We start from the raw sequence: 25,603 nt of genomic DNA on the forward strand, positions 1-25,603 counted from the left end.
TTGCCGGAATGAGCGAAGAGGGCGAGACCCTGCTCGATTCCAAGGTGGACAAACACCATAGCCACGGCACCGAAGTGATGGCCTCGCGGGCCGAGCGGCTGACCAGTTTCACGGTGGCCGATTTCAAAGTCCCCAGCGGCTTTGAGGAAGAGTGGCGCTTCACCCCGGTGAAGAAACTTGCCAACCTGTTCAGCGAGACACCGAGTGAGCAGGGCGCTGCCAGCTACCAGGTCGAGATTCCCTCGAACATTGTGGAGCGCGCGCTGGCTGTCAACCAGGCCCCGCGCGGTACCGTGCTGGTTCCCGCGGACCGGGCCGCAGCAGTGGCTTCCGCCGATGTGGCCGAGGCGCACTACTTCGGGATTCCGGCCGATGCTGAACTCACCGAACCGCTCAAACTGACTATTACCGGTCAGGGCGAGGGACGCCGAGCCAATTCACACTGCGTGCTGGAAGCCGGTGCGAACTCGCGGGCAGTGGTGATCCTCGATCACCATGGCAGCGCGGATTTCAATGGCAACCTCGAGATCATTGTCGGAGAGGGAGCCGAACTGACCGTAGTCAGCGTGCAGCGCTGGGAAGACACCGCCAAACACCTTGGTCAGCACGACGCCGCGGTGGGCAAGGACGCGAAGTTCAAGCACGTCGCGGTCAGCTTGGGCGGCGCTATTGTGCGGCTCAATGTGAATGCGCGTTATGCCGGTGAGGGTGCTGAAGCCGAGTTGTTCGGGCTGTACTTCGCCGATGCCGGTCAGCACCTGGAACACCGCACTTTTATTGACCACAACCTGCCGAACTCCAAGTCGAATGTGCTCTACAAGGGTGCCTTGCAAGGCGCTGATGCGCACACCGTGTGGGTGGGCGATGTGCTGATCCAGAAGCAGGCGATTGGCACCGATAGCTACGAGAAGAATCAGAACCTGATTCTGACCGATGGCGCCCGGGCGGATTCGGTGCCGAATCTGGAGATTGAGACCGGGTTGATCGAGGGTGCTGGGCACGCTAGCTCGACCGGTCGTTTTGATGACGAGCATCTGTTCTACCTGATGGCTCGCGGCATTTCCGAACGGGATGCTCGCCGTCTGGTGGTTCGCGGCTACCTCAACGAGATCATTCAGAAGATCAAGGTACCGGCCCTCGAGGAAGAACTCGCGGCGGCGCTGGAACGTGAGCTTGAGGCGTCGGGAGCGCTCTAAATGGCGGCTGAATTGGTGTGTCGGGTCGACGAGGTTGCGGTGAAAAGCGCGCTCCGCGTCGAGATCAATGATGTGCCGGTTGCCATCGTCAAGGACTCCGAGGGCGTCTTGCACGCGATCGGAGACACCTGTTCGCACGCCGAGATCTCCTTGAGCGAGGGCGACGTCGAAGGGTGCACGATCGAATGCTGGGCGCATGGCTCGAGTTTCGATCTGAACACTGGCGAGCCGTTGACCCTGCCAGCTTACGAACCGGTTCCGGTCTTTGAGCTGACCACCGTCGGAGACGATGTTTACGTTGATATCTCCAAAGTGCTCAACGGCGTCAACGCCGAGTAACCACAGATTTTAGTACTGACTTTTAGTGAAAGAAGAAGATATGTCTACCCTGGAAATCAAGGACCTGCACGTCAGCATTGAGACGGAGCAGGGTAAGAAAGAAATCCTCAAGGGCGTTAGCCTGACCATTAACACCGGCGAGACCCACGCCATCATGGGCCCGAACGGTTCCGGTAAGTCGACCTTGGCCTCGACCATCGCTGGTCACCCGCGTTATATCGTCGACTCAGGCTCAATCACTCTGGACGGTGAAGATGTGCTGGAGATGAGCGTTGACGAGCGTGCTCGGGCTGGGCTCTTCCTCGCCATGCAGTACCCGGTGGAAATCCCGGGTGTCACGATGAGCAACTTCCTGCGCACCGCGAAGACGGCCATTGATGGCGAAGCTCCGGCGCTGCGCACCTGGACCAAGGACGTCAAAGCGGCGATGACTCAGCTGCGGATCGACCCCGACTTCGCTCAGCGTAACGTCAACGAGGGCTTCTCCGGCGGTGAGAAGAAGCGCCACGAGATCCTGCAGTTGGAGCTATTCGCACCGAAGTTCGCGGTGCTCGACGAGACCGATTCCGGCCTTGACGTCGATGCCCTGAAGATTGTCTCCGAGGGTGTTAACCGCGCCCAGGAAGGCGGCAAGATGGGCACCCTGCTGATCACCCACTACACCCGGATTCTGCGTTACATCAAGCCGGAATTCGTGCATGTTTTCGTTGACGGCAAGGTCGCCGAAGAAGGCGGACCTGAGCTGGCTGACCGGCTCGAAGAAGAAGGCTACGATCGCTTCCTGGCAGCCGGCGCTTCCGCTGCTGCCACCGAGGTCTAGACCCTAGTTCACCCTAAGGAACACGATGAGTGCAACAGTAGAAATGCCGGAGCTTGAAGAAGCTCTGAAGGATGTTATTGACCCCGAGCTGGGCGTTAACGTGGTTGACTTGGGGCTGCTTTACGGCCTCAAGTACGCCGAAGACGGCGCTCTGCTGTTGGACATGACGCTCACCACGGCCGCTTGCCCGCTGCAGGACGTGATCGAGGAGCAGGTCGAGAACGCGATTGGCAGTCTGGTCGATGACTGGCGGATTAACTGGGTCTGGATGCCGCCGTGGGGCCCGGAGAAGATCACCGAAGACGGCAAGGACCAGATGCGAGCCCTCGGCTTCAATATCTAATTCTTCATTGACGACGGCGGCGGTACCACTTCTGGTACCGCCGCCGTTTGCCGTTTTCAGGTTTCAGGTGGTTCAGCCCTCCGGACGACTTTTCCGCCCCTGAGAAACGAATGAATTTGAAAGGTACGGTTTTCCAGGCCTACTGCTAGTTCGGTGGAGCAAACTTTTGTAGCCCCGCATCGAGGGCTCCCGCGTGGCGCGTCAGCGACACGCGAAGTCCCGTGTCTAAGGGGCGGAAAGTTTGCTCCACCGAACTGCCACCATTACATGTTTGGCCCCAGCGAATCAGGCGTCCGGTGTGTGTGTGAGCCGTCCATCCCCAGTGAAGCTCATTATTCAGTGGGGATGGATAAGTCCGTAGCTACGGGGTGCTCACCGCGAAGGTATCGCACTTGGCGATATCACCGCTCTGGTAACCAATGCTGAGCCACTTTTGACGTTGCTCGCTGGAGCCGTGCGTCCAGGACTCCGGATTAGTGCGGCCAGTGGCTGCCTTTTGAATTCGATCATCGCCGACCGAAGAAGCCGCTGAGAGCGCATCATTCAGGTCCTGCTGACTGAGCTGCTTGAGGAAGGGCTGGCCGGTGGCGGGATCCTTGGTGGTGGAGGCGTTTTTCATCCATATACCCGCATAGCAGTCGGCCTGTAGCTCGACCCGGACCGAGCCGGAGCTAGCGCCTTGCGGGTCACCCTGAGCATTGGAAATGGTGCCGAGGATGTCCTGAATGTGGTGACCAAACTCGTGCGCCACCACATACTCCTGGGCCAGCGGACCGCCGGAGGAACCGAAGCGATCAACGAGTTCCTGGAAGAAACCGGGATCGAAATAAGCCACCTTATCGCCGGGGCAGTAGAACGGGCCGACTTCGGTGGTCGCTGGTCCACAAGCCGTGTTGACCTGACCGTCGAAGAGCACCGTCTTGATTTTGGTGTAGCTAGCACCCCGCTGTTTGAGATAGCCAGGCCAGAAGGCGTTGAGACTATTGGCGGTTGCGGTGATTCGGCAATCCAAGCGATTATTCGCATCGGCGCCGGTCTTGCAGGTATTAGCCCCACTGGTGGCTGCTGTGCCAGCGGGTTGCTGCTGCGATTGTCCGCCACCGTCCACGGCGTCGGCTAGGCCGTTGAGCAGCCCAGAATTAATCCCGAAGTAACCACCCACCAGGACGATCAGGGTGCCGACAATGCCGATTCCGGCTTTTCCGCCACGACTCATGCCAGATCCACGGCGATCTTCTACCTGCGAGGGGTCAAGCTGTGCGCCTTCATTGAAACTCATGCACCAAGAATGCCACAGCTATCGGGTGCGGTAATATTCAGCACGGTAGAAAGCTCCAAGAAATTCAAAGAAGGCAGTGCAAAGAAGTGAAAATTCTGGTCACCGGCGGCGCCGGCTACATTGGCTCCCATACCGTCTTAGGTCTCTTGGAGAAAGGCCATCAACTCGTTGTGGTGGACAATCTGGATAACTCTTCCGAGGAGTCCTTGCGCCGGGTGCAAGAGCTCTCCGGGCAGCCGGTGAGCTTTCATCAGGTAGATCTGTTGGATGAAGCCGCCTTGGAGCAAGTCTTTGTTCAGGAGTCGCCCGAGGCGGTGGTTCACTTCGCAGGTCTTAAAGCGGTCGGGGAGTCGGTAGCTGAGCCGCTGCTTTACTACCGCAATAACCTGATCGGCACACTGCACCTCTTGCAAAGCATGAAAAATCATGGGGTGAAGAAACTTGTCTTTAGCTCCTCGGCCACTGTTTACAGTGCTACGGCAAGCAGCCCGCTGATCGAAAAGGCGGAGCTGGGTGCCACCAATCCCTACGGCCGTACTAAGCAGCAAATCGAAGAGATCCTCAGCGATCTAGGTAACTCGGATCCGGAGTGGAGCATTGCGTTGCTGCGTTACTTCAATCCGGTTGGTGCACATTCCTCGGGTCGGATTGGTGAAGATCCCAGCGGAGTTCCGAATAACTTGTTGCCCTTCGTTGCCCAGGTCGCGGTTGGGCGCCGCGAAAAGGTCACGGTTTTCGGGAGTGATTATCCGACCACAGACGGTACCGGCGTGCGCGACTACATTCACGTCGTCGACCTGGCCGAAGGGCATCTGGCTGCGCTGGAATATCTCAACCACAATACCGGTGTCTACCGTTGGAACCTGGGTACCGGTCGTGGTTATTCGGTGCTCGAAGTGATCGCCACCTTCCAAAAGGTTTCCGGTCGCAAGATCAACTATGTGCTGGGAGACCGGCGCCCCGGTGACATGGCGACCAGCTTTGCCGATGCCTCCGCTGCGTTGGCCGATTTGAGCTGGTCAGCGAGCAGAGACCTCGAAGAAATGTGTGCCGACCACTGGCGTTGGCAAGAAAGCAATCCACAGGGCTACGCAAGGTAGCCCTGGCTGGTAAGCCACTAGCTAGTCGCCGATGCCTCGAGCAGCTAAGGCCTCTCCGGTGGATTGGGCTAGGGCCACGGTGCTGATCACGGTGGGCATGAGGTGGGCCTTCACACTGCGTTCCAACCCCCTTGCCTTGGCGGCGTCATGCACATCCGCGTAAGCGCCGAGCAAATAGGGAATGCTGCGGAACATCATGCTTACCGTGAGCGCAAAGCGCTCCGGATCGGCGCCGAGCCAGCGCAGCGGACGCACCAGTGAGGTCAGACCGTCGAGGATTTCCTGACTCTTGCTGGTCAGGCTCAGCAGGCTGGCCGCGTATACACAGCTCAGCATCACCAGCAGGATATTTGCTGCGATCAGCACCCCGGCAATGAACCCTTGGATGAGGCACTGGTAAGCACCCAGAATGAGCAGCACCGGCCACAGCAGCTTGATCGGTCCGAGCAGCGCCCGCCACGGCAGCCGGGCCGCCATAAAAAGCAGCAGCACCGCGAGTAACAGCAGGCCAAGCACCAGCCAGCTCGGTGGGAAAAGCAACGGCAAGAGGTAACACAACACTCCGACCACAGCCATGCCGAGCAGCTTGTAGAGGTAACGCATCCGGTGCAGGAAGCTGTCGCCCGGGACGTACTGTCCGATCAGGAAGTTGTGTCCGCGCATCTAGCCTTGCTCCGGGCGCTTAGCGGAGGAGAACGAGTCAGCTTCTTCGGCCGGAGCTGCTGGCGAGTGTTCGACTTTGGCGCGTTGTAGCGCCAGCTCGCGGTAGTAGCGAATCCCGGCTGCTGGTTCGCCGTCGTACACCACACTGGCTTGATCCACGACCAGAAGTCGCTCAGCTTGAGCGGCCAGTTCTAAATCGTGGGTGGCGATAATGATTTGTTGCGGCAGCGTCTTGAGCCGTTCAATCAGCCGATGGGTGTTCACTAAGTCAAGCAAGGTGGTGGGTTCGTCAAGGACCAGTATTTGTGGTTCCACCGCCAACACACTGCTCAGTGCAACCAGCTGCCGTTCGCCGCCGGAAAGCGAGTAGACGCTCTGCTCCGCAAGCGAAGCTAGCCCGAAGCGATCTAGCACCTCGAGCGCCGCGGTGCGCCGTTCGCTCGCCTTGCGGTGGCTGCGCCGCAACGAAAGCTCAACATCCTCAACGGCGGTGGGCATCACCAGTTGGGAGAGCGGATCGGTGAACATAAACCCAAGCTGCCGCCGCACCGCTGCGCCGTCCCGCACGCTGTCCAAGCCGTTCACGCTGACCGTTCCGCTGCTAGGGGAGATTAGCCCATTGAAGAGTCGCAAGAGTGTCGACTTGCCGGAGCCATTGGCACCAATCACCGCGATTCGGCGTTCACCGAGACTCAGACTAGTCTTTTGCAGCAAGGTCAGCTCGTCACCGTCCAGATCTTTGACCCGGACGGTGACAGCATCGAGGTTGATAGTCAACGGTTGCTTAGCGATCTCTAAGCAACCGCGGGAAGGCGCGGTGCAACGCCAAGGCCAGCACAGTTGCCAGCACAATCTTGACCAGGTCGCCAGGCACGAAAATCACATCCGCAGCGATGGCCTTATCGAGCGGCAGTTTGCCATTGATCATCATCCCGATAATCCCTAACAGGTGACTGATCAGCAGCCCAATAATGCCGGCCAGCACGAAAAGCAGCGGGGCTAGCCGCCAGGCGCGCCGGACGATGAGGGTGGCCAGCGCACCAACCGCCAAGGCCATTAGCGGGAAGGCAATAATGTAGCCAGCGGTGGGGCCAGCCAGCAGGCCAATGCCACCACGGAAGCCAGCAAAAATTGGCAAGCCAACTAGTCCCAACAAGACGTACAAACCAACTGCAGCAAACGACCTGCTCACCCCGAGCAATAGCGCGCTCAACGTCACTACCAAGGTTTGCAGGGTGAGCGGCACACTCAACAGATTGCCGATCTGGATCGGCGGCACAACCGCCACCACCACGAGCAGCGCGGCGAAGACCGCAATGAGTGAAAGATCTTGGGCTCCCCAGCGCCGACGTTTCTTAACCGAGGCCACCGGGGTGTTTAACCCCTCGGGCGTCTCAAGCTCGGCCGGACTAGGGTTCATGAAGTTCTCCTCATTAGTAGCTATTTTCCCTGACTTTACCTGGTTCTTGGCATCGAGGAATTGTCAGCGTCATACAAGGGATGCTCCGGAATATTGAGATTAGACGGAGAAGCTGGCTGGTTTTTGAATGCTATGTCAGCACTGGAAAGTAAAGCTGCCACCGACGGCGTAGACTGGATAGGCCTTTGCCTCCGGTTGGGAGGCTGAACTATCGCCAGCGTCGGCGGTCAGAAAGGCTCACACACTGAGAAACATCGACAACGGGAGAACACTGTGATTATCGTCCAAAACCTCGAGCTGCGCGCCGGTGCGCGATTGCTCATGGACGAGGTGTCGTTCCGAATCGACAAGGGTGACAAGATCGGCTTAGTCGGTCGCAACGGCGCCGGTAAGACAACCTTGACCCGGGTCCTGGCGGGGGAGGGGTTGCCCGCCGCTGGCAAGGTCACCCGAAATGGTGAGATCGGTTATTTGCCGCAGGACCCGCGGACTCCGGATATGGAGCAGCTCGCACGGGATCGGATACTTTCCGCCCGCGATCTGGACAAGGTGATCACGAAACTTCGGAAAGCCGAGTCAGAGATGGCCAGCGACGACGCTAAGATCCGGGATAAGGCAATGAGCCGATACGACCGCCTGGAGCAAGAGTTTCTCAATAACGGTGGCTATGCGGCAGAGTCCGAAGCCGCCGCTATTTCTTCGAACCTGGCGTTGCCGGAACGCATCCTGAATCAGCCCTTGCGCACCCTCTCGGGTGGTCAGCGCCGTCGCGTCGAGCTGGCTAGAATTCTCTTCTCGGGCGCTGAAACCATGCTGCTTGATGAACCGACCAACCACTTAGACGCTGACTCGATCAGCTGGTTGCGTGACTTTCTGAAAGCCCATCAGGGTGGCTTGATTGTGATCAGCCACGACGTCGAGCTTCTGGAAGCCACCGTGAATAAGGTCTTCCACTTAGATGCCAATCGGGCCACCATCGATCAATACAACCTGGGCTGGAAGAAGTACCTGGAACAGCGCGAAACCGATGAGCGGGCCCGGAAACGCGAACGAATCAACGTGGAGAAAAAAGCCGGGGTGCTGCTAGACCAGGCCAATAAGATGCGGGCTAAGGCCACTAAAGCCGTGGCCGCGCAGAACATGGCTCGCCGGGCTGAACGGATGCTGGCAGGACTAGCCGAAGCACGAACCGCCGATAAGGTTGCAGCGCTAAGGTTCCCCGATCCGGCACCTTGCGGCAAAACTCCACTGACCGCTGAGGGACTGAGTAAATCTTATGGTTCGCTGGAGATTTTCACCGACGTCGATCTAGCTATTGACCGTGGTTCCAAGGTCGTCGTGCTTGGTTTGAACGGTGCCGGTAAGACCACGCTGCTGCGCATGCTGGCCGGGGTGGACAAGCCGGACACCGGTGACGTGCTGCCCGGGCACGGTCTCAAAATTGGTTATTACGCGCAGGAACACGAAACTCTCGACACCAATCGCAGCGTGCTGGAAAACATGCGATCTGCGGCCCCGGAACTTCGCGACGCCGAGGTGCGTGGCGTATTAGGTTCCTTCCTGTTCTCCGGTGACGATGTCGATAAGCCCGCCGGTGTGCTCTCCGGCGGTGAGAAGACTCGGTTGGCTCTTGCTACCATCGTGGCTTCCAGCGCTAATGTTCTGCTGCTCGATGAGCCAACAAACAACTTGGATCCAGCGAGCCGTCAGGAAATCCTCAGTGCGCTACGGAATTACACCGGCGCAGTGGTTCTAGTCAGCCACGACGAGGGTGCGGTCGAGGCGCTCAACCCGGAGCGAGTGGTGCTGCTACCCGACGGTGTGGAGGACCACTGGAGTGAGGACTACCTGGATCTCATCACTCTCGCTTAGTTTTTGTGTCGAGCCTTGATGCCTAGCCTTTGCTCAGCGGACCTGGAGTTCAATCGCGCCGGTGATCTGAAGTAGTTGCTGGTAGCTGGTGGAGAACATTGAGAGATGATCGCCTGCGCCGGCCCAGAGTACCGGATGTGCGGCGAGTGACTTATCAAGAATGGTTCGGATCGGCTGCGGGTGTCCTAACGGAGCCACCCCGCCGACCCGCTGCCCGGTCTTCTCCAGCACGAATTCAGGGCTGGCACGCCGAATTTTTGCGCTGCCCAGCAGCTCAGCGATCAGCTTAGTGTCCACCCGGGCAGCGCCACTGGCTAAGATCAGCAGCGGCTCGTCATCGAGTTCGAAGATCAAGCTATTGGCTATTGCCTCGCGGGTGCAGCCCAGGGCCTGTGCTGCGGCTTCAGCGGTGGGCACTTCCTGTTCGAGAGTGATTACAGTGTCTTCTACACCCAGCGCACGCAGCGCTCCTCTGACGTTTTGCACCGGGTCAGCGGGGCCGGTGCACGGTTTCTCTGATGGACTAGTCACGCGCTGTCTCCTGATGTGCGGGCAGCCCGCCGGTAAAGCCTTGGGCATCCAATATCGCGTCTTCCTCGTCCTCAGCGCTGCGCTTACGCGAAGTCTTTGGCGCGGATTTCCGTGCCGTCTGGAACGCGGAACTGCGGCCTAATTGCTGGGCGGCGGAGGTTTCCTCGTCGATCTCTAGCCGGTCCATTTTGACTTGTTGACGCACCACATAGCCATAACCGACCAGGAAGAGCACACCGAAGGCAAACCACTGCAGTGCGTAGCTGAAATTGGTGCCATTATCGAAAGCTGGCACCGAGAGCGCCGCCGGTGTCACCGTTGCTGCCGGAGATTCCTGATACATTGCCGCATAGGCACCGGTGAGTAAAGGATAGTTGAGTTGCTGGGCGTAGTCCTTTAGTTCTATCGAGGCGAGTTGACCTTCCGGGGCGCCACGCTGCAATTTCACTTCGCCCGGCCGGAGCCTGGCCAGCACCGTCACTGTTCCGCTAGGCGGTGCCGGAATGGAATCCGGACGGCCGGGGTCTTTATCTCCGATCGGCAGCCAACCTCGATCAATCACCACGGCATCGCCGTTGCTCAGTTTGAGTGGAATCACCACCTCATAACCCGGTTGGCCGTTCAAGGGACGGTTGCGGACGATCCGCTGACCGTCAAGATCGTAGACGCCGGTGAGTGAAACCGGGGTCCACTCCTTGGCCAGATCCAGATTCTCGAATTGGCCCTTGGCCTGTTGATAGTTGAGTGGTGCGGCAGAATAGTTGTTCGCCACCTTGTGCGCAGCAGCATCGACCTCCGCCTTGCGTGCCATCTGCCACAGCCCTAGCCCTAGGCAAGCAATGGCGAAGAGCACCGCCACTAGAAGATAGCCCAGCCATTTGCTGCTGAATAGAAATCGGTACACTAAACCTCTCCAGGGCCAGGCGTGAAAGGCACGGTCTGACGGAAAAAGCCGCGCACTCGAAGATAGTCCTCTAACCATTCTCGGTGCTGATCGCAGGCCAGCCAAACCTTCAGCCGTTCCGGGCTATGCACTGCCGGGTTATTCCATTGCAGCTGCCATCGGGCCTCGGCACGGCAAGCCTTTCGGGAACACTGCGGCTTCTCCGGCGCGGCGGACCCGGAGAGCGAGTCGAGGAAGCTCATCGTTCGGTATCCCGGATGGCGGGATCCTGTGGCTCGGTACCGTTCGGGGGCGAATCTTCGTCAGGCACCACTTCACCTTGCAGGGTTACCGGATCTTCAGTTGCCACTGATTCCGGGGCTGCCTCCAATTCTGGCTGGGGGGCGTGCGCCAACAGGGCGTTCTCTTCTGGCACGCTGGTATCACTACCGCCATTAGCAATAATCACCGCGAACCAGGGAATGAAAACCGCGCCAACGATCGGCACGATCTTCCACCAACCATCCACCACAAAGAGCAGGCCGAAGCAAACCAGACGGATGCCCATCGCAATCGCATATTTGACCATCCTGCCGCGCATCTCATCGCTATGAGACGTCCTGGCCGTGGTGATGTTCTGCACATCAGCTGGCCGCGTCGAAGAATGGTTTTTGCTCACTCCTACTATTCTCCCACCGCAAAAGCGGCCGTCCAAACGCAAAAGCCGTCAACCTGGCTTGCCAGTGCAGAGCCGGGTCCGAGTGAATTCGGTCGAAACGGATAAGATTCAAGGCGAGCAACCTATCGAGCAGAACATCTCGAGCGAAAGAACGTGTCAACAGAGAGTGGGCAGCAGCATGACGGACAGCGCGCAGGGCAGGAGCATCCTGATCACCGGAGGTAATCGAGGGATTGGCTTAGCGATTGCGAAGTCGTTCCTGGCTAACGGGGATAAGGTCGCGGTGACCTACCGTAGCCCGAGCGAATTGCCGGAAGGCATACTTGGAGTACAAGCGGATGTGACCGACGAAGCCAGCATTGATGCGGCTTTCAGCGCCGTTGAGGAAGCCCACGGCCCGGTGGAGGTGTTGGTGGCTAATGCCGGCATCACCAAAGACACCCTGCTGCTGCGGATGAGCGAGGACGATTTTTCCTCGGTCTTGGACACCAACCTGACTGGCGCGTTCCGGGTGATTAAGCGGGCATCCAAGGGCATGATCCGGTTGCGCAAGGGGCGAGTGGTGCTGATCTCCTCAGTGGTCGGACTGTATGGCTCGGCCGGTCAGCTGAATTACGCCGCTTCAAAGGCCGGTATGGTCGGCATTGCGCGCTCGCTGACTCGAGAACTCGGCTCCCGAAACATCACCGCCAACGTAGTGGCACCGGGTTTCATTAACACCGAGATGACCGCTGAGCTTCCCGAGGAAACTCAGAAACAGTACCTCGCCTCGATCCCGGCGGCGCGCTTCGCTGAGGCCTCAGAGGTTGCTGACGTGGTGCGTTGGTTAGCGAGCGATGAGGCAGCGTATATCTCCGGTGCGGTCATTCCGGTTGACGGTGGCCTGGGAATGGGACATTAGGCGCAGCTTTGCTGCGCCACGATTAGTTTTTAGCGGTAAGGAAAGGTTCATAATGACGAATTTGAATGGCAAGACGGCGATTATCACGGGCTCGTCCCGTGGCATTGGTGCCGACGTAGCGAAGCTGCTGGCCGCCGACGGCGCTGCCGTGGTGGTTAACTACCGGCAGAAGGCGCCGCGGGCCAATAAGGTGGTCGCCGAGATCGAGGCGGCCGGGGGCAAAGCAACAGCGGTGGGCGCGGATTTGACCACTGCGGAGGGCGTGCAGAGCTTGGTCGACGCTGCGGTGACGAACTTTGGCGGGCTCGATGTTTTGGTGCTCAACGCCTCCGGTGGAATGGAAACCGCGATGGGGGAAGACTATGCGCTGCGCCTGAATCGGGACGCTCAGGTGGCGATGCTGCAGGCCGCCGCGGCGGTGATGCCCAGTGGCTCCCGGGTGGTTTTTGTGACCAGTCACCAGGCTCATTTCATTAACCAGGTGGCCACTATGGATGCCTATGAGCCAGTGGCTCGATCCAAGCGCGCCGGTGAGGACGCGTTGCGCGAGTTGATCCCCGAACTGGAAGCTAAGGGCATCAGCTTTGTGGTGGTCTCCGGAGACATGATCGAGGGCACTATCACCGCCACGCTGCTAGATCGGGCGCAACCGGGGGCTATCGAGGCGCGGCGCAACGAGGCTGGCAAGCTCTACACCGTGGCCGAGTTCGCTGCCGAGGTAGCGAAGGCCGTGAGCGCCGATGTGCCGACCGGGCACACCGAATACGTCGGTGGCGCCGTCGGCTTCCGCGACTAATCTCACTCACTCCGCTGAGTTCGTGGTTTCCTCTCGGATTCGCCAGTAATTACTAGCGAATCCGAGAGTTTTCCGCGAACTCAGCGGAGGTAGGAGGGGCTCTGTTGCTCGGTGGGTAGTGCGCCGGAGAGGTAGAGGGCGGTGCCGAGGTTGTCGATCTCGGCGTCGGCGGCTTCTCGCGCCGCGGGCTTAGCCCTGAAAGCGAGCGAGAGCCCAGCGACCGACATCATCTCCAGATCATTCGCGCCGTCGCCAATGGCAACTGTTGCAGCAACCGGCAGCCCGGCCTCAGCCGCCCATTCACGCAGTGCCGCTGCCTTGGCGGCTCTGTCGATAATGGTTCCGCGCACCTTCCCGGTGAGCTTGCCCTCAACGATTTCGAGCTCATTGGCCCGTGCATAATCCAGTCCTAAGCGTTCCGCTAGCGGGGTGAGGATTTGCGAGAATCCGCCGGAAACGGCGGCCACGAGGTGACCGTGACGCTGGGCCTCCTCGACGAGTTGCTGGGCGCCGGGGGAGAGCGTGATTGCTGCCTGTACCGAGTCCAACACCGACTCCGGCAGACCGGCCAAGGCGGCAACCCGCTCGCGCAGACTCTCGGCAAAATCCAGTTCGCCGCGCATCGCCGCTTCGGTCACCGCCCTTACCTCAGCTTCTCGGCCCGCATGCGCGGCGAGCAACTCGATGACCTCTTGTGCAATCAGGGTGGAGTCGACATCGAGGACGAAGAGCTTCCGTGAGGCGTTGAGAAGTTCGCTCGATACCACTGCTATGTCGGGGCGAAAGTGGGCTCCCAACTCGGATCGGACGGTGAGCCGGAATTCGCTGAGGGTCCCGTCGAAATCAACTTCATAACGCCCGACGGCGGGTTGACTCATCGGTAGCTCGACCGGTGTGATCTTTCTCGCACCGCAGTCCCGGAGGGCCGAGTGAAATAGCGCGAGCTCGGCTGAACTCAGCGTAGGGGCATAACAGAAGGCGGCGGCAGAGGGCATATCTCAGTGTAGCCAGCGGAAGCCTGCGCGGCTCATCGTTGCGTGGTGGTTAGCCTTCGCCGGCAATTTTGGCCTAATGTCTAGTGCTATGGGTGATGTTCTCGAATTGGCTTCCGTGCGCGTGGTGCGCGGCAATAAGACTTTACTAAACGACCTCTCTTGGCAGGTCAAAGAGGGCGAGCGTTGGGTCATTCTGGGGCCTAATGGCGCCGGTAAAACCACCCTGTTGCAGATCGCCGGCGCCCGCTTGCACCCCACCTCCGGCGTCGCCGGAATCCTCGATGAAGTGCTGGGCGCCGTCGACGTTTTTGAACTACGGCCACGAATCGGCTTAGCCTCCGCAGCCTTAGCGAACCAGATCCCGGAACACGAGAAGGTGCTGAACGTGGTGGTCACCGCCGCCTACGGAGTGACCGGTCGTTGGCGGGAACAGTATGAGCGGGACGACGAGCGGCGGGCATTTGCCCTACTTGACGCCTGGGGGATGTCAACTTTCCTGAATCGTCCGTTCGCCTCGCTGAGTGAGGGCGAACGCAAGCGAGTGCAGATCGCCCGGGCACTGATGACCGATCCGGAGCTATTACTACTTGATGAGCCTGCGGCGGGACTTGACTTGGCCGGGCGTGAGGACTTGGTGCAACGGCTGAGCGACTTGGCAGCCAGCGATGCGGCCCCGGCGATCGTGTTGGTCACCCATCACCTCGAAGAAGTGCCGCCGGGTTTCACCCATGCTCTGTTAATGCGCGACGGCGGGGTGGTCGCCCAGGGCCCGGTTGATCAAGTGCTCACCGAAGAAAACCTATCAACCACCTTCGGCTTGCCACTCAGCCTGAGCAAACAGAATGGTCGATTTAGCGCTATCGCCAGAAGGGCCTAGCCTGCGTGATGGATCTTCTGCAGGGCGCGATTATCGCGCTAGCGGGGTTGTGGGCTGGCACCATCAATTCGGTGGTGGGTTCCGGAACTCTGGTAACTTTTCCGGTCTTGGTCGCGCTCGGTTACGCGCCAGTAGTGGCCTCAATTTCCAATGCCACCGGCCTAGTTGCCGGAAATGCTGCCGGAGCCTGGGGCTACCGCAAGGAGCTAGCCGGCCTCCGCAGCCAAGTGCTTCGGCTGTTGCCAGCTTCCATTCTGGGCGGAATCATCGGGGCCTGGTTGCTGCTGCACCTGCCGGAGAGCGTGTTCGGAGTGGTGGCTCCGATCCTGATCGTGCTAGCGCTGCTGATGGTGATCTTTCAACCCCGCTTGCAGCGCTGGGTGGCGGCCAAACGGGAAACCGAGGAACCAACGGCCGGCCACACGGTATTGCTCACGGTGGCGGTCTTCCTGATTGGTATTTATGGCGGTTATTTCGTCGCCGCCCAAGGCATCTTGCTGGTCGCGGTGATGGGCATTCTGCTCAGCGGGACCATGCAAACTGCCAATGCGATGAAGAACGTTTTGGTGCTGGGCGTCAACCTGGTGGCGGCCGCTTCCTATCTAATTTTTGCTTTCGACCGGATTGCTTGGCCCGTGGTTGCCGTGATCGCGGTGACCTCGACCATCGGCGGTTTCCTCGGCGCCAAGATTGGCCGCCGACTCAAGCCCGTGGTGTTGCGGAGCGTCATTGTGCTGCTAGGCCTGGTCGCCCTCTATTTCATGGTCGCTAAATTGCTGGGGTTCTAAGATGCTTATTCAGTTAGAGTCGGCCGACGACGAACGGTTGCACGATTACACCAAACTCACCGAGGTGCAGTTGCGGCTCAGCATTGAAGCCGAGCAGGGGCTTTACATCGCTGAGAGTTCCCGGGTACTGCGGCGAGCACTCGATGCCGGGCACCAACCGCGGTCATTCTTCATGGCAGAAAAGTGGCTTGAAGGGCTGTCGGATGTTTTTGAGCAATACCCGGAGGTGCCGGTGTTCTACGGCTCCGAGCAAGTCCTGGAGTCGGTAACTGGTTTTCATCTGCATCGAGGTGCGCTTGCGGCGATGAACCGACCCGCCCCCGCCGAGCCCGCGGAGTTGCTCCGCAACGCCCGACGAGTGGCGGTCTTGGAAGACATCATTGACCACACCAACCTCGGTGCGATCTTCCGTTCCGCGGCCGGCTTGGGCATTGATGCTGTGCTGCTTAGCCCGCGCTGTGCCGATCCGCTCTACCGGCGGAGCGTTCGGGTCAGTATGGGCACGGTTTTCCAAGTGCCCTGGGCCCGGTTGGTTGAGTGGCCGTCACGACTCTTCGCCGAACACGGCTTCAATACTGCGGCGCTAGCACTGGGCGATGACTCAGTGAGCCTTGATCAGCTAGCGGCTGCGCCGCCAAAACGTCTTGCCTTGTTCCTGGGAACCGAAGGAGATGGTTTGAGCACTGAAACGCTGGCCTCGGTCGACCGCAAGGTGATGATTCCGATGCATGGCGGTGTTGACTCGCTCAATGTCGCGGCAGCTTCGGCAGTGGCATTCTGGGCAATGCGAGTACCGGGGGCATAAGTCGCGATCGCGGTGCTAACCACGGGCGAACTAGGGGAGATCTACTTTAGTAGCGGCACCATTTTTCATGGGCAAAGTGGTGCTGCTGTTATAGCTGCTCCATTGTGGAGCGCTAATGTGGTGCAGGCAGTATAGCTCGAGGAACCCGAGGTGAGGGATGAGCCTCGGGAGGGCATGGGGGATATCGCATAGCGGGCTCCTAGGGTTCTCTCGCTCACGCCGCAGCTTGTGGACGATATGCTTGGGGCCATGCGTAAAGGCGATCTTGCTGAAGATTTCGAGCTGCCCGATCAACAAGGTCGGCCAGTGCGGCTCAGTTCTCTGCTCTCGCACGGTCCGGTGGTGTTGTTCTTCTACCCGCTGGCGCTGAGCGGCGGTTGTAGCCAGGAAGTCGCTCACTTCGAAACTCAACAGGCAAAATTCGCAGCCCTCGGGGCCCAGCTTGTCGGGATTAGCCGGGACAGCGTCGAGCGACAGGCAGAATTCGCGATTGACTTAGCGGTTTCCTTCCCGCTTCTGTCCGATCAGGAAGGTGAAGTCACTGAGGCTTATGGTGTGCGCCGTCGCCTGTTGGCTAAGACTCTGCCGGTGAAACGTTCTACCTTCGTTATTGATGGGACGGGAAAGATCATCGACGTCATCTCGAGCGAGACCGACATGCTGACGCACGCCGACTCCGCACTGCTGACCTTGGAGAAGCTGAAGGATTGAGTTTTTAGCACTTTGGCCGCGGAGCCGCTAAGATTGAGTGTTGGTCTGTGTTCGATTCGTTGAATTCCACGTCTTGGACGAGGCCCCTTATCCGTGAAACATCAGATCTGGCAAAATCCAGGTCACCTATCTAAAGGCACAAACGTGAAGAACGATATCCACCCGAAGTACGAAGCTATTGTGTTCAACGACCTGGCTTCCGGCACCAAGTTCCTGACCCGGTCCACTGCGACCTCGGACAAGACCATTGAGTGGGAAGACGGCAACACCTACCCGGTGATCGACGTTGAAATCTCCTCCGAATCGCACCCGTTCTACACTGGCAAGCAGCGCATCATGGACAGCGCCGGCCGCGTGGAGCGCTTCAACGCTCGCTTCAAGGGCTTCGGCAAGAAGTAAGTTTCAGTTTTTCGAAAGGGCGGTGTGCTTCGGCACGCCGCCTTTTTTCGTACCTGCTGGGGAACGATCCTGCTGTCGAGAAGAAAAGATCCGAGTGGAAGTGTTGCAGAGCACGCCAGCCCGGCGGAGTAAATTTATCGCGCGATACGTTGTATTGATGAGTTCAATCGAAGGGTGAGAAGTGACTGATCAGGCGGATAACACCGAGCATTTTCATGGCGAATACAAGGTGGTCGGCGGAAAGCTGGTGGTGGCAGATCTCGCTGTGCGTGATGGTCTGCTCAGTGAGGTGTCGATCAATGGCGACTTCTTCCTGGAACCCGATGAAGCTCTCGACGACATTAACGCAGCGCTCACCGGCCTGGCCGCAGAGACTTCCGCGAAGGACCTTTCCGCAGCGGTGCAGGCGGCGCTGCCGGCCGAGGCGGTGCTCTTTGGGTTCTCCACTGAGGCGATAGCCGTGGCAGTCCGTAGGGCGCTGAAGAAGGCAACCACCTGGGCGGACCATGACTTCGATATCATCCCGCCCACTCCGCTGGACACCTATCAGCATGTCGCGCTGGACGAGGTGCTGACCCGCCAGGTCGGTGCAGGTCTGCGCAAACCGACGCTGCGATTCTGGGAATGGGAATCGCCATCGGTGGTGATCGGGAGCTTCCAGTCAATGCGTAATGAGGTGGACCCGGAGGGCGTCGAGCGCTTTGGCGTGACCGTGGTACGCCGAATCAGCGGCGGTGGTGCGATGTTCATGGAACCCGGCAATGCGATCACCTATTCGCTCTACATACCGCAGAGCCTGGTCGATGGTCTGAGTTTCGCGGACTCGTATCCTTTCCTCGATGCTTGGGTGATGGCTAGCCTGCAAAAACTGGGCATCTCCGCCAAGTACGTGCCGCTTAATGACATCGCCACCGAGCAGGGCAAGATCGGCGGTGCAGCGCAGAAGAGGACCAGCAATGGCGGACTGCTGCACCACGTCACGATGTCTTATGACATTGACGCCGATAAAATGATGCAAGTACTGAGGATCGGTCGGGAGAAACTCTCTGATAAAGGCATCGCCTCGGCAAAGAAACGAGTAGATCCGCTACGCCGACAGACCGGGATGGCCCGCGAGGAGATCATTAAGGTGATGATGGAGACCTTCCAGGAACTCTACTCAGCACGCCTCGTCGAACTTTCGGATCAGGACCTTGAAGCTACAGACGATCTAGTGCGGGCAAAGTTCAGCACCACGCCCTGGACGTATCGGGTACCCTAATAGGCCAGCCTTTCGGCCTAAGTGGAGAAGAAATTGACGAGCTCGGAAGTTGCTTGGTCATAGTGCTGTTTGCTGAACACAAAGGGCCCAAAGCGGTATCGACGATTAGGCCGATTAGGATAGCGGAAGTCTTTCCAAATAACGGTCTTGCTGGACGCCTCAACCGTGACCTCCAGCGGTCGGTCGCCGATATCCCCGCAATCGCAGCCCAGTAGCCAGATGCGATCGGGGGCGGGAAAACTTCCCAGGCCATACCAATAATCGTGATGGTTATGATTCCAAAACCAGCCGATGGCGACTGGGCCGTATTCACCCGCAGAATCCATCAGCGCCGAGTTCTCGTAGTCGGTAATGAGCTGGATGAGGGACTTTCCGTCAATATAGGGAGTGATACCGCCGGTGGTACCACCATCGAAACCTTCCTCTTTGAATTCTAATCTATTTAATTTCATTCGATAAGCATAGCGGAAATATCGTGGACACGAATTCTTCGATCATCACGAGAATACCCGTCATTACCGATTGAAAAACTCAGAAATACTTGCAACCTGAGTATCGTATTCTTCGCGCTCAAAGGTATAGGAGAGCATGCCGGGAACAGGCTTCGGCGAGGTGCCCGAATGGAAATTACTCCAGCTCACTTGCTGAGCCTCAGCGGTGACTGACGTTTGCAGGGGACAGCAACCAACTTCGCCGCAGTCGCAGGACAAGACCCAGATCTGCGACTCGTCAAGGAAGGAGAACTCGCCATACCAAAAACGTTCGGCCGGCCCAAAGAACCCAACGTTCGGCCACAGCTCTCCATGACTCAGGCCAAGTTCGTTTCCGGCGAGTTTCTCATATTCATCCACAATGTCAATCAATGATTTGCCATCAATATAAGGAACTATTCCTTGGTTCCCCCCTTTTTCGATAATACGCAACTCGATTTTATTAGTTCTCATGGTCATACTGTAGCAATCGGAGATCTCCGCTAGGCTGGAAGAGTGGAATTGAGAACCGAGAGACTTGAGCTGAGGCATCCACTGCCGGAAGACTGTGACCAGCTTTTTACGATGTTCAACGATCCGCAGGGCTGGGTCTATGAACCAGAGGGCAGGCACCTGGAGCGCTCAGTGACCGAGGGATTCATTGCCCGGGCTGCAGCTCGCTGGCTCAATGACGGACTGAGTTACTGGACCGTTCGGCTCATCGGCTCCGATCAGATCATTGGCATTGGTGGTGCGCAGCGGCACAGTAGCGGGCACTGGAACCTGAGCTACCGGCTGGGCACTGAGCAGCAAGGTCACGGCTATGCCGTCGAGTTAGGCCGGGCTGGTATGGCGGCGGCGCAGCAAGCGGACCCGGAGGTGGCGGTGATCGCCTGGATCCACGAGACGAACCTGCCTTCACAACGGGTGGCCGAGCGGCTTGGGCTGAGCTTTCAAGGAGTTTTTATCGACCAGAATGACGGCAAGCCGCGGATGGCCTTCACCGACCGCCCGCTGAACTTAACGCCCGCTGAGCCGAAACCCGCTAGGCTAGCTGCGCCCGAAGGGATCGTTTGAGGTCGTCAAGTTCTTCGAGAATGAGTCGGCGCAAAGCGGCGGGTGCCTGCTGATGGCTCTCCAACCAGTCCTCGGCAAGCAGCACCACAGGCTGCGAATCCAAGGAAAGTCCGGGTTCAGCTTGCTGACTTGGAAAGAGACCCTCGACGATCCGACTGGAGATCTCGATGCTGCGCGAAGCCCATACTCGCTCTAGGGCCTCGAAGTAACGCTCGCGGTAGGGCAGCTGAAGATCCTCCGCGCCGAGCCGGAAACCGGAGATGGTGGCGCTCAGCAGCTCATTGGAGAGTTCGTCAGCTTCTACCGCAGCCTGCCAAGCTTGCGCCTTGAGCTCTGCTTGGGGGCGGGCCGCCATGGCCGCGGTAAAACCTACCCGGGCACGCGAACTCTGCTGCGCTGAAAGCTCCCCTTGTAATTCCTCGGCGGATGCCAGACCGTTGGCGGCCAGCGCAATCAAGATTTGCCAGCGCGGCTCGGCGTCGAGCACCAAGCCCTCGGGGACTTCGCCACCGAGCAACTCACGCAATAGTTTCTGTTGCGCCGTTGAACCCCGCGAGACCGAGCTGAGCGAGCGTAGCCAGGCAAGTTGCAGCCCTGAACCTGCTGGTCCGGCAGCTAGCTGGGCCACCGCCGTGCTCAGGAGTTCGGCCCGCAGAGCCTCGCGTTGCCCGGCAGGTGCGTAGCTCTCGATTGCGTGTTTGGCATTAGCCAGTAGCTGAGCCAGTGCTCCGTCATCGGATTCGCTTGGAGCAAATTTGATCACTGCGGCGAGATAGTCTGCGGCGGGTAGGATCGCATCGCGAGTCATATTCCACAGCGTGGCCCAGCACAGCGCGCGAGCCAGCGGGGCGGCAATCCGGTCCAGTGCGGAGAGCACCGTTGCCAGCGAAACGTCATCGAATCCGATCTTGGCATAGCTCAGGTCGTTGTCATTGATCAGCAGCAGATCCGGTTGCCGTTTTCCCTCAAGAGCGCTCACTGCGGTGCGGGCGCCTGAGATCTGTTGGGGGATTGATTCGGTGCGAACCAGAGCACCTGAAGCATCGTAGGAGTAGAGGCCCAGGTTGAGCAGGTGATCACGCTCGGCAGGAAGCCCGGTGATCGGGTCAACGGCCTGCTGCACAATAGTCACCGAATCATAAACGCCGTCAGTCACCACGACCTCGGCACCGAGAGTGGAAATTCCGGATGTTTGTAACCACTCAGCTGCCCAACGGCTCATGTCCCGGCCCGAAGCGTCGCTGAGTTCGTGGAGCAGATCCTCAAGCCTGGTATTGCCGAAGGCGTGCTTACGGAAATACTGTCGGCTGGCCTCAAAAAAGGCTTCCGGCCCGACAAAAGCCACCAGCTGCTTGAGCACCGAAGCGCCCTTGGCGTAGGTGATGCCGTCGAAATTCTGCTTAGCGGCTTCCAAATCGACAATATCGGCGACGATGGGGTGAGTGGTGGGCAGCTGGTCCTGTCGGTAAGCCCAGACCTTGCGTTTATTGGCGAAACTGACCCACGACGCCTCACCCCAGTGCGTGGCCTCAGCAACCACCAGGGTGCCGATGAAGTCAGCGAAAGATTCCTTGAGCCACAGATCGTCCCACCACTGCATAGTGACTAAATCACCGAACCACATGTGTGCCATTTCGTGGAAGATGACATTGGCGCGCAACTGGTACTGAATGTCGGTGGCCTTCGAGGTAAAAACATAGGAGTCGGTAAAGGTCACCAGGCCGGGGTTCTCCATAGCTCCCAGATTGTATTCCGGCACGAAAGCTTGGTCGTACTTGCCGAAGGGGTAAGCGAAATCAAACTTCTGATGTAAGAAGTCCAGGCCAGCCCGGGTCAATTCGAAGATGTTCTCGGCGTCAAAAGCTTTAGCCACCGAGGCGCGGCAATAGGCGCCCAGCGGGATCTCAAGTGGCTCGGCCTCGCCCGCTCCGTTGGGTCGCACATTTCCTGACCAGGAGGAGCTGAAATGAGTGTATTCACCGGCCAACACGCAAGTGATGTAGGTCGAAATGGGCTGGGTCTGAGCGAAGCTCCACTTACTCAGTTCAGAGTTACCGCTAAGCGGCTGAACCGCCGTCTCGGCACCGTTCGAGGCTACCTGCCAATCCGAGGGTGCAATGATCTCGAAGGTGTAGCGGCCCTTCAAATCAGGCTGCTCGAAATTTGCGAAGACCCGCCGGGCGTCAGCAGGCTCGTACTGGGTGTAGAGGTAAACCTTGCTATCTTCCGGGTCGATAAAACGGTGTAAACCCTCGCCGGAACGTGAGTATTCGGCGGTCGCGGTAATGATGACCTGGTTCTCAGCCGCCAGTCCCGGCAGCGCGATCCGGGCGCCCTGATAAATGCCTTCCAATGGCAAATCGATACCGTTCAAATTGACCCGTTGCACCGATCGGCCGACGAAGTCGGCGAATGTGGAGCTACCCGGCGTCGCGCTGAAAGTAATGATGCTCTGCGTGGTGAAACCGGCTTCGGGGTGTTCCCGGGCGCTACGTAGATCAAGAGTGACGTGATAGTCATGCACTGTCACGGTCTCGGCGCGTTCGGCCGCTTCGGCGCGGCTCAGATTAAGGTCAGATGAGGTGATAGAAGGCACCCGACAATTCAATCACGGGCCACAGCCTTGAGCGGTACGGCTTAAGCGTTGATCAGATGGATGGCGAAGAAACCGAGAACTCCGATCAACAGCCAGGAAAGCAGCGCCATGGTCACGGCACGCAAGCCACTGCCCAAGAGTTCGCGCACCCGGACGGCAGAACCAAGGCCGAAGAGCGCTGCCCCCAGTAACACGTCCTGAATGATCGCGCCGGTCTCTAGCACGGCTTCGCTCAGCCAGCCGGTGCTGCGCAAGGCCATCATGGCGAGGAAGCCGATCACGAAAAGCGGCACGATCGGCGGCATTTTTCGTTCAGTCTCGGCGGAACGGTTTCGCCGCTCGGCCAGCGAAGCAATGGCCACCATCGGGGCCAACATCATCACTCGGGTCAGTTTGATCAGGATGGCGGCGGCAAGCGCGGCGGCACCGGCAGTTTGCGCGGTTGCCACCACCTGACCGACATCGTGGACCGAGGCGCCCACCCATTGGCCGAACTCGAGGGGCGTCAAGCCGAGCGGACCGCTGAGCAGCGGAAGCAAGCCGATTGCCAGCGTGCCGCAGAGGGTGACCAGGGCGACCGGTAAAACGGTGTCTTTTTGTGCGGTGCCGCGCACTGAGCTCATCGCCCCAATGGCGGAGGCGCCGCAGATCGAAAAGCCGCTAGCAATCAGCAACGGGGCGTCGCCCGGAAGCCGAAATGCCTTCCCCAGTGCCCACGTGCCGAGAAAGCTCAGCAGAACCACGCCGATCACCAGGCCGACGGTGCGCCAGCCCAAGTTGAGCAGGTCACCGAGGACCAGTTTGAGTCCGAGCAGCACAATCCCGGCACGCATGAAGTGTTTACCTGCAGCGTTTAAACCCGGTCGCAGCGAGCCTGCTATAGCCGCCGAGCTACCGGGGAGGTTCGCCGCCAAAATACCGAACACCACGGCGACGGTCATCGCTGGCAGAGCCGGGATCAGCGCGTGTACCCCGAAAGCCAATGCCACCGAGGCCAGGCTGACGAGTAAACCGGGGATCAGCGGGCGAGCGGCGGTAAATGAAGCGGAGGGCACCAATACACTCTAGCGTCGCTCGGGAACGGCCAGGTTTCGCGTGATCGAGAGGCGATCCGGCCTCGCGACGGCGCCGCTGGACCCATCGGGGGACTGAGCCTTTTGCTCGGTTGTTCTTGCGGCAAAATCAAGCAGAGCGCCGCGCGGCGGTGTCGCATAGTGAATTCGACGTCAAAAGGTGGCAAGGTAATCCCATGTCTGAGCTTTTCAAGGAATACGAGACGGCGATCGCGCGAAGCGGTGCCTACGACGAGATGTTCACCGCTGAGCTTCAGACCCGGGCTTCCTACCACCAGGTTTCAGAGGCGCTCGACGAACTCAATCTGAGCGACGTCACCGCACGAGCGGATTCGATGGCTCGCACCTTCCTGGACCGGGGCGTCACCTTCGACTACGCCGGTGAAGAGCGACCGTTCCCCTTGGACCTGGTGCCCCGGGTGATCCCAGCCCAGGAATGGTCAGTTTTGGAGCGCGGGGTGGCACAGCGGGTGCGCACCCTTGAGGCCTTCCTCAACGACGTCTACGACAAGATGAACGTGGTGAGCGACGGCGTGGTGCCGCGCGCCCTGGTCACCACGAGTGCCCACTTTCACCGCCAGGTCGCCGGCTTTACCCCGGCTGGCGGGGTGCGGGTACATATCTCCGGGATCGACGTAATTCGCGATCAACAGGGCACTTTTAGGGTGCTTGAAGACAATGTTCGGGTGCCCAGCGGGGTTTCCTATGTGCTGGAGAATCGGCGGGCGATGGCCAAGGGCCTGCCCGAGGCTTTTGGCCAGCAGCTGGTGCGACCCGTCGAGGAGTATCCGCGGCGGCTGCTCGCGGCGCTGCGCAAAACCGCACCGGCCGGCGTCGACCACCCCAATGTTGTGGTGCTCACGCCAGGAGTTTTCAATAGCGCTTATTTTGAGCACACCCTGCTGGCCGGGCTGATGGGGGTTGAACTGGTGGAGGGGCGAGATCTGATCTGCCGCGGTAACCGGGTCTATATGCGAACCACTGCCGGTGAAGAACGGGTTGATGTGATTTATAAGCGGATTGACGATGAATTCCTCGATCCTTTGCAGTTCCGCTCGGATTCGATGATCGGCTGCCCAGGGCTGGTGAATGCCGCCCGGGCCGGTGGTGTAACGATCGCAAATGCGGTGGGCAACGGCGTGGCCGATGACAAACTGGTCTACAGCTATTTGCCAGATCTGATCAAGTATTACCTCGGCGAAGAACCGATTATTGCCAATGTCGACACCTTCCGTCTGGAGGAAGACGAGGCCCGAGAGCAGGTCTTGGACCGGCTCGACGAGCTCGTGGTGAAACCGGTGGACGGCTCCGGCGGTAAGGGGCTGGTGATCGGCCCGGATGCTTCAAAGGAGGAGCTCGATGCGTTGCGCTCGCGGATTCTGAGCGATCCGCGAGGTTGGATAGCGCAACCGGTGTTGCAGCTCTCCACCGTACCGACGCTTTCCGGCGATAAGTTTGGGCCGCGGCACGTCGATCTGCGACCTTTCGCGGTGAATGACGGCGAAGATGTCTGGGTGCTGCCTGGTGGGCTGACCCGGGTGGCGCTCAAGGAGGGCTCGCTGATTGTGAATTCTTCACAAGGCGGGGGATCTAAAGACACTTGGGTACTGGCGGAATCGAGTGGCCAGCCGGTGGAACGAGTGCCGAGAGAGAGCATCGAGGTGCGCGAACGAGTCTCGGTCTGGCCGATTGAGTCGAACTGGCAGGACCGGCAAAGTGATCAGTAGAG

Annotated in this window: 29 protein-coding genes; 16 read left to right on the forward strand and 13 right to left on the reverse strand. The window is 59.2% G+C overall.

Annotation, left to right across the window (positions count from 1 at the left end; translation table 11 throughout):
- The first annotated feature begins 8 nt into the window (after positions 1-8).
- From sufD to UM93_RS04000, 4 genes are read left to right on the forward strand one after another with little or no spacing between them, the layout of a single operon-like run.
- Positions 9-1,196 carry a Fe-S cluster assembly protein SufD gene (gene sufD / locus UM93_RS03985; protein ID WP_045076837.1) on the forward strand — a complete coding sequence of 396 codons (1,188 nt, stop codon included), beginning with the start codon at positions 9-11 and terminating at the stop codon, positions 1,194-1,196.
- Positions 1,197-1,535: a non-heme iron oxygenase ferredoxin subunit gene (locus UM93_RS03990; RefSeq protein ID WP_045073816.1), complete on the forward strand. Its 339-nt coding sequence runs from the start codon at positions 1,197-1,199 to the stop codon at positions 1,533-1,535. It abuts the gene before it with no gap.
- A gap of 40 nt (positions 1,536-1,575) precedes the next feature.
- The gene (gene sufC, locus UM93_RS03995) at positions 1,576-2,355 is read left to right on the forward strand and encodes a Fe-S cluster assembly ATPase SufC (RefSeq protein WP_045073818.1); all 780 of its coding nucleotides are present in this window, start codon (positions 1,576-1,578) and stop codon (positions 2,353-2,355) included.
- A gap of 25 nt (positions 2,356-2,380) precedes the next feature.
- The gene (locus UM93_RS04000) at positions 2,381-2,698 is read left to right on the forward strand and encodes a metal-sulfur cluster assembly factor (protein WP_045073819.1); all 318 of its coding nucleotides are present in this window, start codon (positions 2,381-2,383) and stop codon (positions 2,696-2,698) included.
- A 361-nt stretch (positions 2,699-3,059) separates the two neighbouring features.
- Here the strand turns inward: UM93_RS04000 and ypfJ are convergent, their stop codons facing one another.
- Positions 3,060-3,977 carry a KPN_02809 family neutral zinc metallopeptidase gene (gene ypfJ, locus UM93_RS04005; RefSeq protein WP_045073821.1) on the reverse strand — a complete coding sequence of 306 codons (918 nt, stop codon included), beginning with the start codon at positions 3,975-3,977 and terminating at the stop codon, positions 3,060-3,062.
- An 86-nt stretch (positions 3,978-4,063) separates the two neighbouring features.
- Between ypfJ and galE the strand changes: the two genes are divergently transcribed.
- Positions 4,064-5,077 carry a UDP-glucose 4-epimerase GalE gene (gene galE, locus UM93_RS04010; RefSeq protein WP_045073823.1) on the forward strand — a complete coding sequence of 338 codons (1,014 nt, stop codon included), beginning with the start codon at positions 4,064-4,066 and terminating at the stop codon, positions 5,075-5,077.
- Between the two features lie 21 nt (positions 5,078-5,098).
- On the opposite strand, the gene UM93_RS04015 is transcribed toward galE, so the two are convergent.
- From UM93_RS04015 to UM93_RS04025, 3 genes are read right to left on the reverse strand one after another with little or no spacing between them, the layout of a single operon-like run.
- Positions 5,099-5,740 carry an energy-coupling factor transporter transmembrane component T family protein gene (locus tag UM93_RS04015; RefSeq protein ID WP_045073825.1) on the reverse strand — a complete coding sequence of 214 codons (642 nt, stop codon included), beginning with the start codon at positions 5,738-5,740 and terminating at the stop codon, positions 5,099-5,101.
- The gene (locus UM93_RS04020; protein ID WP_045073826.1) at positions 5,741-6,517 is read right to left on the reverse strand and encodes an energy-coupling factor ABC transporter ATP-binding protein; all 777 of its coding nucleotides are present in this window, start codon (positions 6,515-6,517) and stop codon (positions 5,741-5,743) included.
- A gap of 7 nt (positions 6,518-6,524) precedes the next feature.
- Complete coding sequence (locus tag UM93_RS04025; RefSeq protein ID WP_052663610.1) at positions 6,525-7,160, reverse strand: biotin transporter BioY; 636 nt, start codon at positions 7,158-7,160, stop codon at positions 6,525-6,527.
- 273 nt (positions 7,161-7,433) lie between these two features.
- Here UM93_RS04025 and UM93_RS04030 point away from each other — a divergent pair, with 273 nt between their 5' ends.
- Positions 7,434-9,032: an ABC-F family ATP-binding cassette domain-containing protein gene (locus tag UM93_RS04030; RefSeq protein ID WP_045073828.1), complete on the forward strand. Its 1,599-nt coding sequence runs from the start codon at positions 7,434-7,436 to the stop codon at positions 9,030-9,032.
- 33 nt (positions 9,033-9,065) lie between these two features.
- Here UM93_RS04030 and UM93_RS04035 read toward each other — a convergent pair whose 3' ends face one another.
- From UM93_RS04035 to UM93_RS04050, 4 genes are read right to left on the reverse strand one after another with little or no spacing between them, the layout of a single operon-like run.
- The gene (locus UM93_RS04035) at positions 9,066-9,563 is read right to left on the reverse strand and encodes a YbaK/EbsC family protein (RefSeq protein ID WP_045073829.1); all 498 of its coding nucleotides are present in this window, start codon (positions 9,561-9,563) and stop codon (positions 9,066-9,068) included.
- Positions 9,556-10,467 carry an SURF1 family cytochrome oxidase biogenesis protein gene (locus UM93_RS04040; RefSeq protein WP_045073831.1) on the reverse strand — a complete coding sequence of 304 codons (912 nt, stop codon included), beginning with the start codon at positions 10,465-10,467 and terminating at the stop codon, positions 9,556-9,558. Before UM93_RS04040 ends, UM93_RS04035 begins: the two co-directional genes overlap by 8 nt.
- Positions 10,467-10,709, reverse strand: coding sequence for a hypothetical protein (locus UM93_RS04045; protein WP_045073832.1), 243 nt, complete (start codon positions 10,707-10,709; stop codon positions 10,467-10,469). The genes UM93_RS04040 and UM93_RS04045 overlap by 1 nt, the downstream gene beginning before the upstream one ends.
- On the reverse strand, positions 10,706-11,125 hold the full coding sequence (locus tag UM93_RS04050) for a DUF3099 domain-containing protein (protein WP_045073833.1): 420 nt from the start codon (positions 11,123-11,125) through the stop codon (positions 10,706-10,708). The genes UM93_RS04045 and UM93_RS04050 overlap by 4 nt, the downstream gene beginning before the upstream one ends.
- A 178-nt stretch (positions 11,126-11,303) precedes the next feature.
- Between UM93_RS04050 and fabG the strand changes: the two genes are divergently transcribed.
- Entirely contained in the window at positions 11,304-12,026 is a 723-nt protein-coding gene (gene fabG, locus UM93_RS04055; RefSeq protein ID WP_045076840.1) for a 3-oxoacyl-ACP reductase FabG, read from the forward strand.
- A 52-nt stretch (positions 12,027-12,078) separates the two neighbouring features.
- Positions 12,079-12,822, forward strand: coding sequence for an SDR family oxidoreductase (locus tag UM93_RS04060; protein WP_045073834.1), 744 nt, complete (start codon positions 12,079-12,081; stop codon positions 12,820-12,822).
- An 80-nt stretch (positions 12,823-12,902) separates the two neighbouring features.
- Here UM93_RS04060 and serB read toward each other — a convergent pair whose 3' ends face one another.
- The gene (gene serB / locus UM93_RS04065; RefSeq protein ID WP_045073835.1) at positions 12,903-13,700 is read right to left on the reverse strand and encodes a phosphoserine phosphatase SerB; all 798 of its coding nucleotides are present in this window, start codon (positions 13,698-13,700) and stop codon (positions 12,903-12,905) included.
- Positions 13,701-13,905: 205 nt separating this feature from the next.
- Here serB and UM93_RS04070 point away from each other — a divergent pair, with 205 nt between their 5' ends.
- The 6 genes from UM93_RS04070 (at position 13,906) to UM93_RS04095 (ending at position 18,658) form a co-directional block, all read left to right on the forward strand.
- On the forward strand, positions 13,906-14,694 hold the full coding sequence (locus UM93_RS04070; RefSeq protein WP_045073836.1) for an ABC transporter ATP-binding protein: 789 nt from the start codon (positions 13,906-13,908) through the stop codon (positions 14,692-14,694).
- 8 nt (positions 14,695-14,702) lie between these two features.
- The gene (locus tag UM93_RS04075) at positions 14,703-15,482 is read left to right on the forward strand and encodes a sulfite exporter TauE/SafE family protein (RefSeq protein WP_045073837.1); all 780 of its coding nucleotides are present in this window, start codon (positions 14,703-14,705) and stop codon (positions 15,480-15,482) included.
- A 1-nt stretch (position 15,483) separates the two neighbouring features.
- Positions 15,484-16,287: a TrmH family RNA methyltransferase gene (locus tag UM93_RS04080; protein WP_045073838.1), complete on the forward strand. Its 804-nt coding sequence runs from the start codon at positions 15,484-15,486 to the stop codon at positions 16,285-16,287.
- Positions 16,288-16,536: 249 nt separating this feature from the next.
- Entirely contained in the window at positions 16,537-16,998 is a 462-nt protein-coding gene (locus UM93_RS04085) for a peroxiredoxin (RefSeq protein ID WP_045076842.1), read from the forward strand.
- A gap of 144 nt (positions 16,999-17,142) precedes the next feature.
- A complete protein-coding gene (locus UM93_RS04090) occupies positions 17,143-17,397 on the forward strand; it encodes a type B 50S ribosomal protein L31 (protein WP_045073839.1) in 255 nt (84 codons plus the stop codon).
- Between the two features lie 181 nt (positions 17,398-17,578).
- The gene (locus UM93_RS04095) at positions 17,579-18,658 is read left to right on the forward strand and encodes a lipoate-protein ligase LplAB (RefSeq protein ID WP_045073840.1); all 1,080 of its coding nucleotides are present in this window, start codon (positions 17,579-17,581) and stop codon (positions 18,656-18,658) included.
- 17 nt (positions 18,659-18,675) lie between these two features.
- Here UM93_RS04095 and UM93_RS17025 read toward each other — a convergent pair whose 3' ends face one another.
- Positions 18,676-19,110 (reverse strand): hypothetical protein, encoded by a 435-nt coding sequence (locus tag UM93_RS17025; RefSeq protein WP_052663612.1) that lies wholly within the window; start codon positions 19,108-19,110, stop codon positions 18,676-18,678.
- Between the two features lie 63 nt (positions 19,111-19,173).
- Complete coding sequence (locus UM93_RS17030; RefSeq protein ID WP_157874090.1) at positions 19,174-19,602, reverse strand: hypothetical protein; 429 nt, start codon at positions 19,600-19,602, stop codon at positions 19,174-19,176.
- Positions 19,603-19,644: 42 nt separating this feature from the next.
- On the opposite strand from UM93_RS17030, the gene UM93_RS04110 reads away from it, so the two are divergent.
- Positions 19,645-20,205: a GNAT family N-acetyltransferase gene (locus UM93_RS04110; RefSeq protein ID WP_082057014.1), complete on the forward strand. Its 561-nt coding sequence runs from the start codon at positions 19,645-19,647 to the stop codon at positions 20,203-20,205.
- Here the strand turns inward: UM93_RS04110 and pepN are convergent.
- A complete protein-coding gene (gene pepN / locus UM93_RS04115) occupies positions 20,174-22,801 on the reverse strand; it encodes an aminopeptidase N (protein WP_082057015.1) in 2,628 nt (875 codons plus the stop codon). The two genes, UM93_RS04110 and pepN, sit on opposite strands and share 32 nt — an antisense overlap.
- A gap of 41 nt (positions 22,802-22,842) precedes the next feature.
- Positions 22,843-23,856, reverse strand: a complete 1,014-nt coding sequence (locus UM93_RS04120) for a YeiH family protein (RefSeq protein WP_234399380.1) — start codon at positions 23,854-23,856, stop codon at positions 22,843-22,845.
- A 194-nt stretch (positions 23,857-24,050) separates the two neighbouring features.
- Here UM93_RS04120 and UM93_RS04125 point away from each other — a divergent pair, with 194 nt between their 5' ends.
- Positions 24,051-25,601 carry a circularly permuted type 2 ATP-grasp protein gene (locus UM93_RS04125; RefSeq protein WP_045073842.1) on the forward strand — a complete coding sequence of 517 codons (1,551 nt, stop codon included), beginning with the start codon at positions 24,051-24,053 and terminating at the stop codon, positions 25,599-25,601.
- Positions 25,602-25,603: the final 2 nt, after the last annotated feature.

This window comes from Psychromicrobium lacuslunae (genome assembly GCF_000950575.1).
Classification (GTDB): domain Bacteria; phylum Actinomycetota; class Actinomycetes; order Actinomycetales; family Micrococcaceae; genus Renibacterium; species Renibacterium lacuslunae.

Excerpts from the sequence above, each read along its gene's own strand:
- sufD (WP_045076837.1), top strand. The coding sequence starts at position 9 with ATGAGCGAAGAGGGCGAGACCCTGCTCGATTCCAAGGTGGACAAACAC.
- UM93_RS03990 (WP_045073816.1), top strand. The coding sequence starts at position 1,197 with ATGGCGGCTGAATTGGTGTGTCGGGTCGACGAGGTTGCGGTGAAAAGC.
- sufC (WP_045073818.1), top strand. The coding sequence starts at position 1,576 with ATGTCTACCCTGGAAATCAAGGACCTGCACGTCAGCATTGAGACGGAG.
- UM93_RS04000 (WP_045073819.1), top strand. The coding sequence starts at position 2,381 with ATGAGTGCAACAGTAGAAATGCCGGAGCTTGAAGAAGCTCTGAAGGAT.
- ypfJ (WP_045073821.1), bottom strand. The coding sequence starts at position 3,977 with ATGAGTTTCAATGAAGGCGCACAGCTTGACCCCTCGCAGGTAGAAGAT.
- UM93_RS04015 (WP_045073825.1), bottom strand. The coding sequence starts at position 5,740 with ATGCGCGGACACAACTTCCTGATCGGACAGTACGTCCCGGGCGACAGC.
- UM93_RS04025 (WP_052663610.1), bottom strand. The coding sequence starts at position 7,160 with ATGAACCCTAGTCCGGCCGAGCTTGAGACGCCCGAGGGGTTAAACACC.
- UM93_RS04045 (WP_045073832.1), bottom strand. The coding sequence starts at position 10,709 with ATGAGCTTCCTCGACTCGCTCTCCGGGTCCGCCGCGCCGGAGAAGCCG.
- fabG (WP_045076840.1), top strand. The coding sequence starts at position 11,304 with ATGACGGACAGCGCGCAGGGCAGGAGCATCCTGATCACCGGAGGTAAT.
- UM93_RS04060 (WP_045073834.1), top strand. The coding sequence starts at position 12,079 with ATGACGAATTTGAATGGCAAGACGGCGATTATCACGGGCTCGTCCCGT.
- serB (WP_045073835.1), bottom strand. The coding sequence starts at position 13,700 with ATGAGTCAACCCGCCGTCGGGCGTTATGAAGTTGATTTCGACGGGACC.
- UM93_RS04070 (WP_045073836.1), top strand. The coding sequence starts at position 13,906 with ATGGGTGATGTTCTCGAATTGGCTTCCGTGCGCGTGGTGCGCGGCAAT.
- UM93_RS04075 (WP_045073837.1), top strand. The coding sequence starts at position 14,703 with ATGGATCTTCTGCAGGGCGCGATTATCGCGCTAGCGGGGTTGTGGGCT.
- UM93_RS04080 (WP_045073838.1), top strand. The coding sequence starts at position 15,484 with ATGCTTATTCAGTTAGAGTCGGCCGACGACGAACGGTTGCACGATTAC.
- UM93_RS04085 (WP_045076842.1), top strand. The coding sequence starts at position 16,537 with ATGCGTAAAGGCGATCTTGCTGAAGATTTCGAGCTGCCCGATCAACAA.
- UM93_RS17025 (WP_052663612.1), bottom strand. The coding sequence starts at position 19,110 with ATGAAATTAAATAGATTAGAATTCAAAGAGGAAGGTTTCGATGGTGGT.
- UM93_RS17030 (WP_157874090.1), bottom strand. The coding sequence starts at position 19,602 with ATGAGAACTAATAAAATCGAGTTGCGTATTATCGAAAAAGGGGGGAAC.
- UM93_RS04125 (WP_045073842.1), top strand. The coding sequence starts at position 24,051 with ATGTCTGAGCTTTTCAAGGAATACGAGACGGCGATCGCGCGAAGCGGT.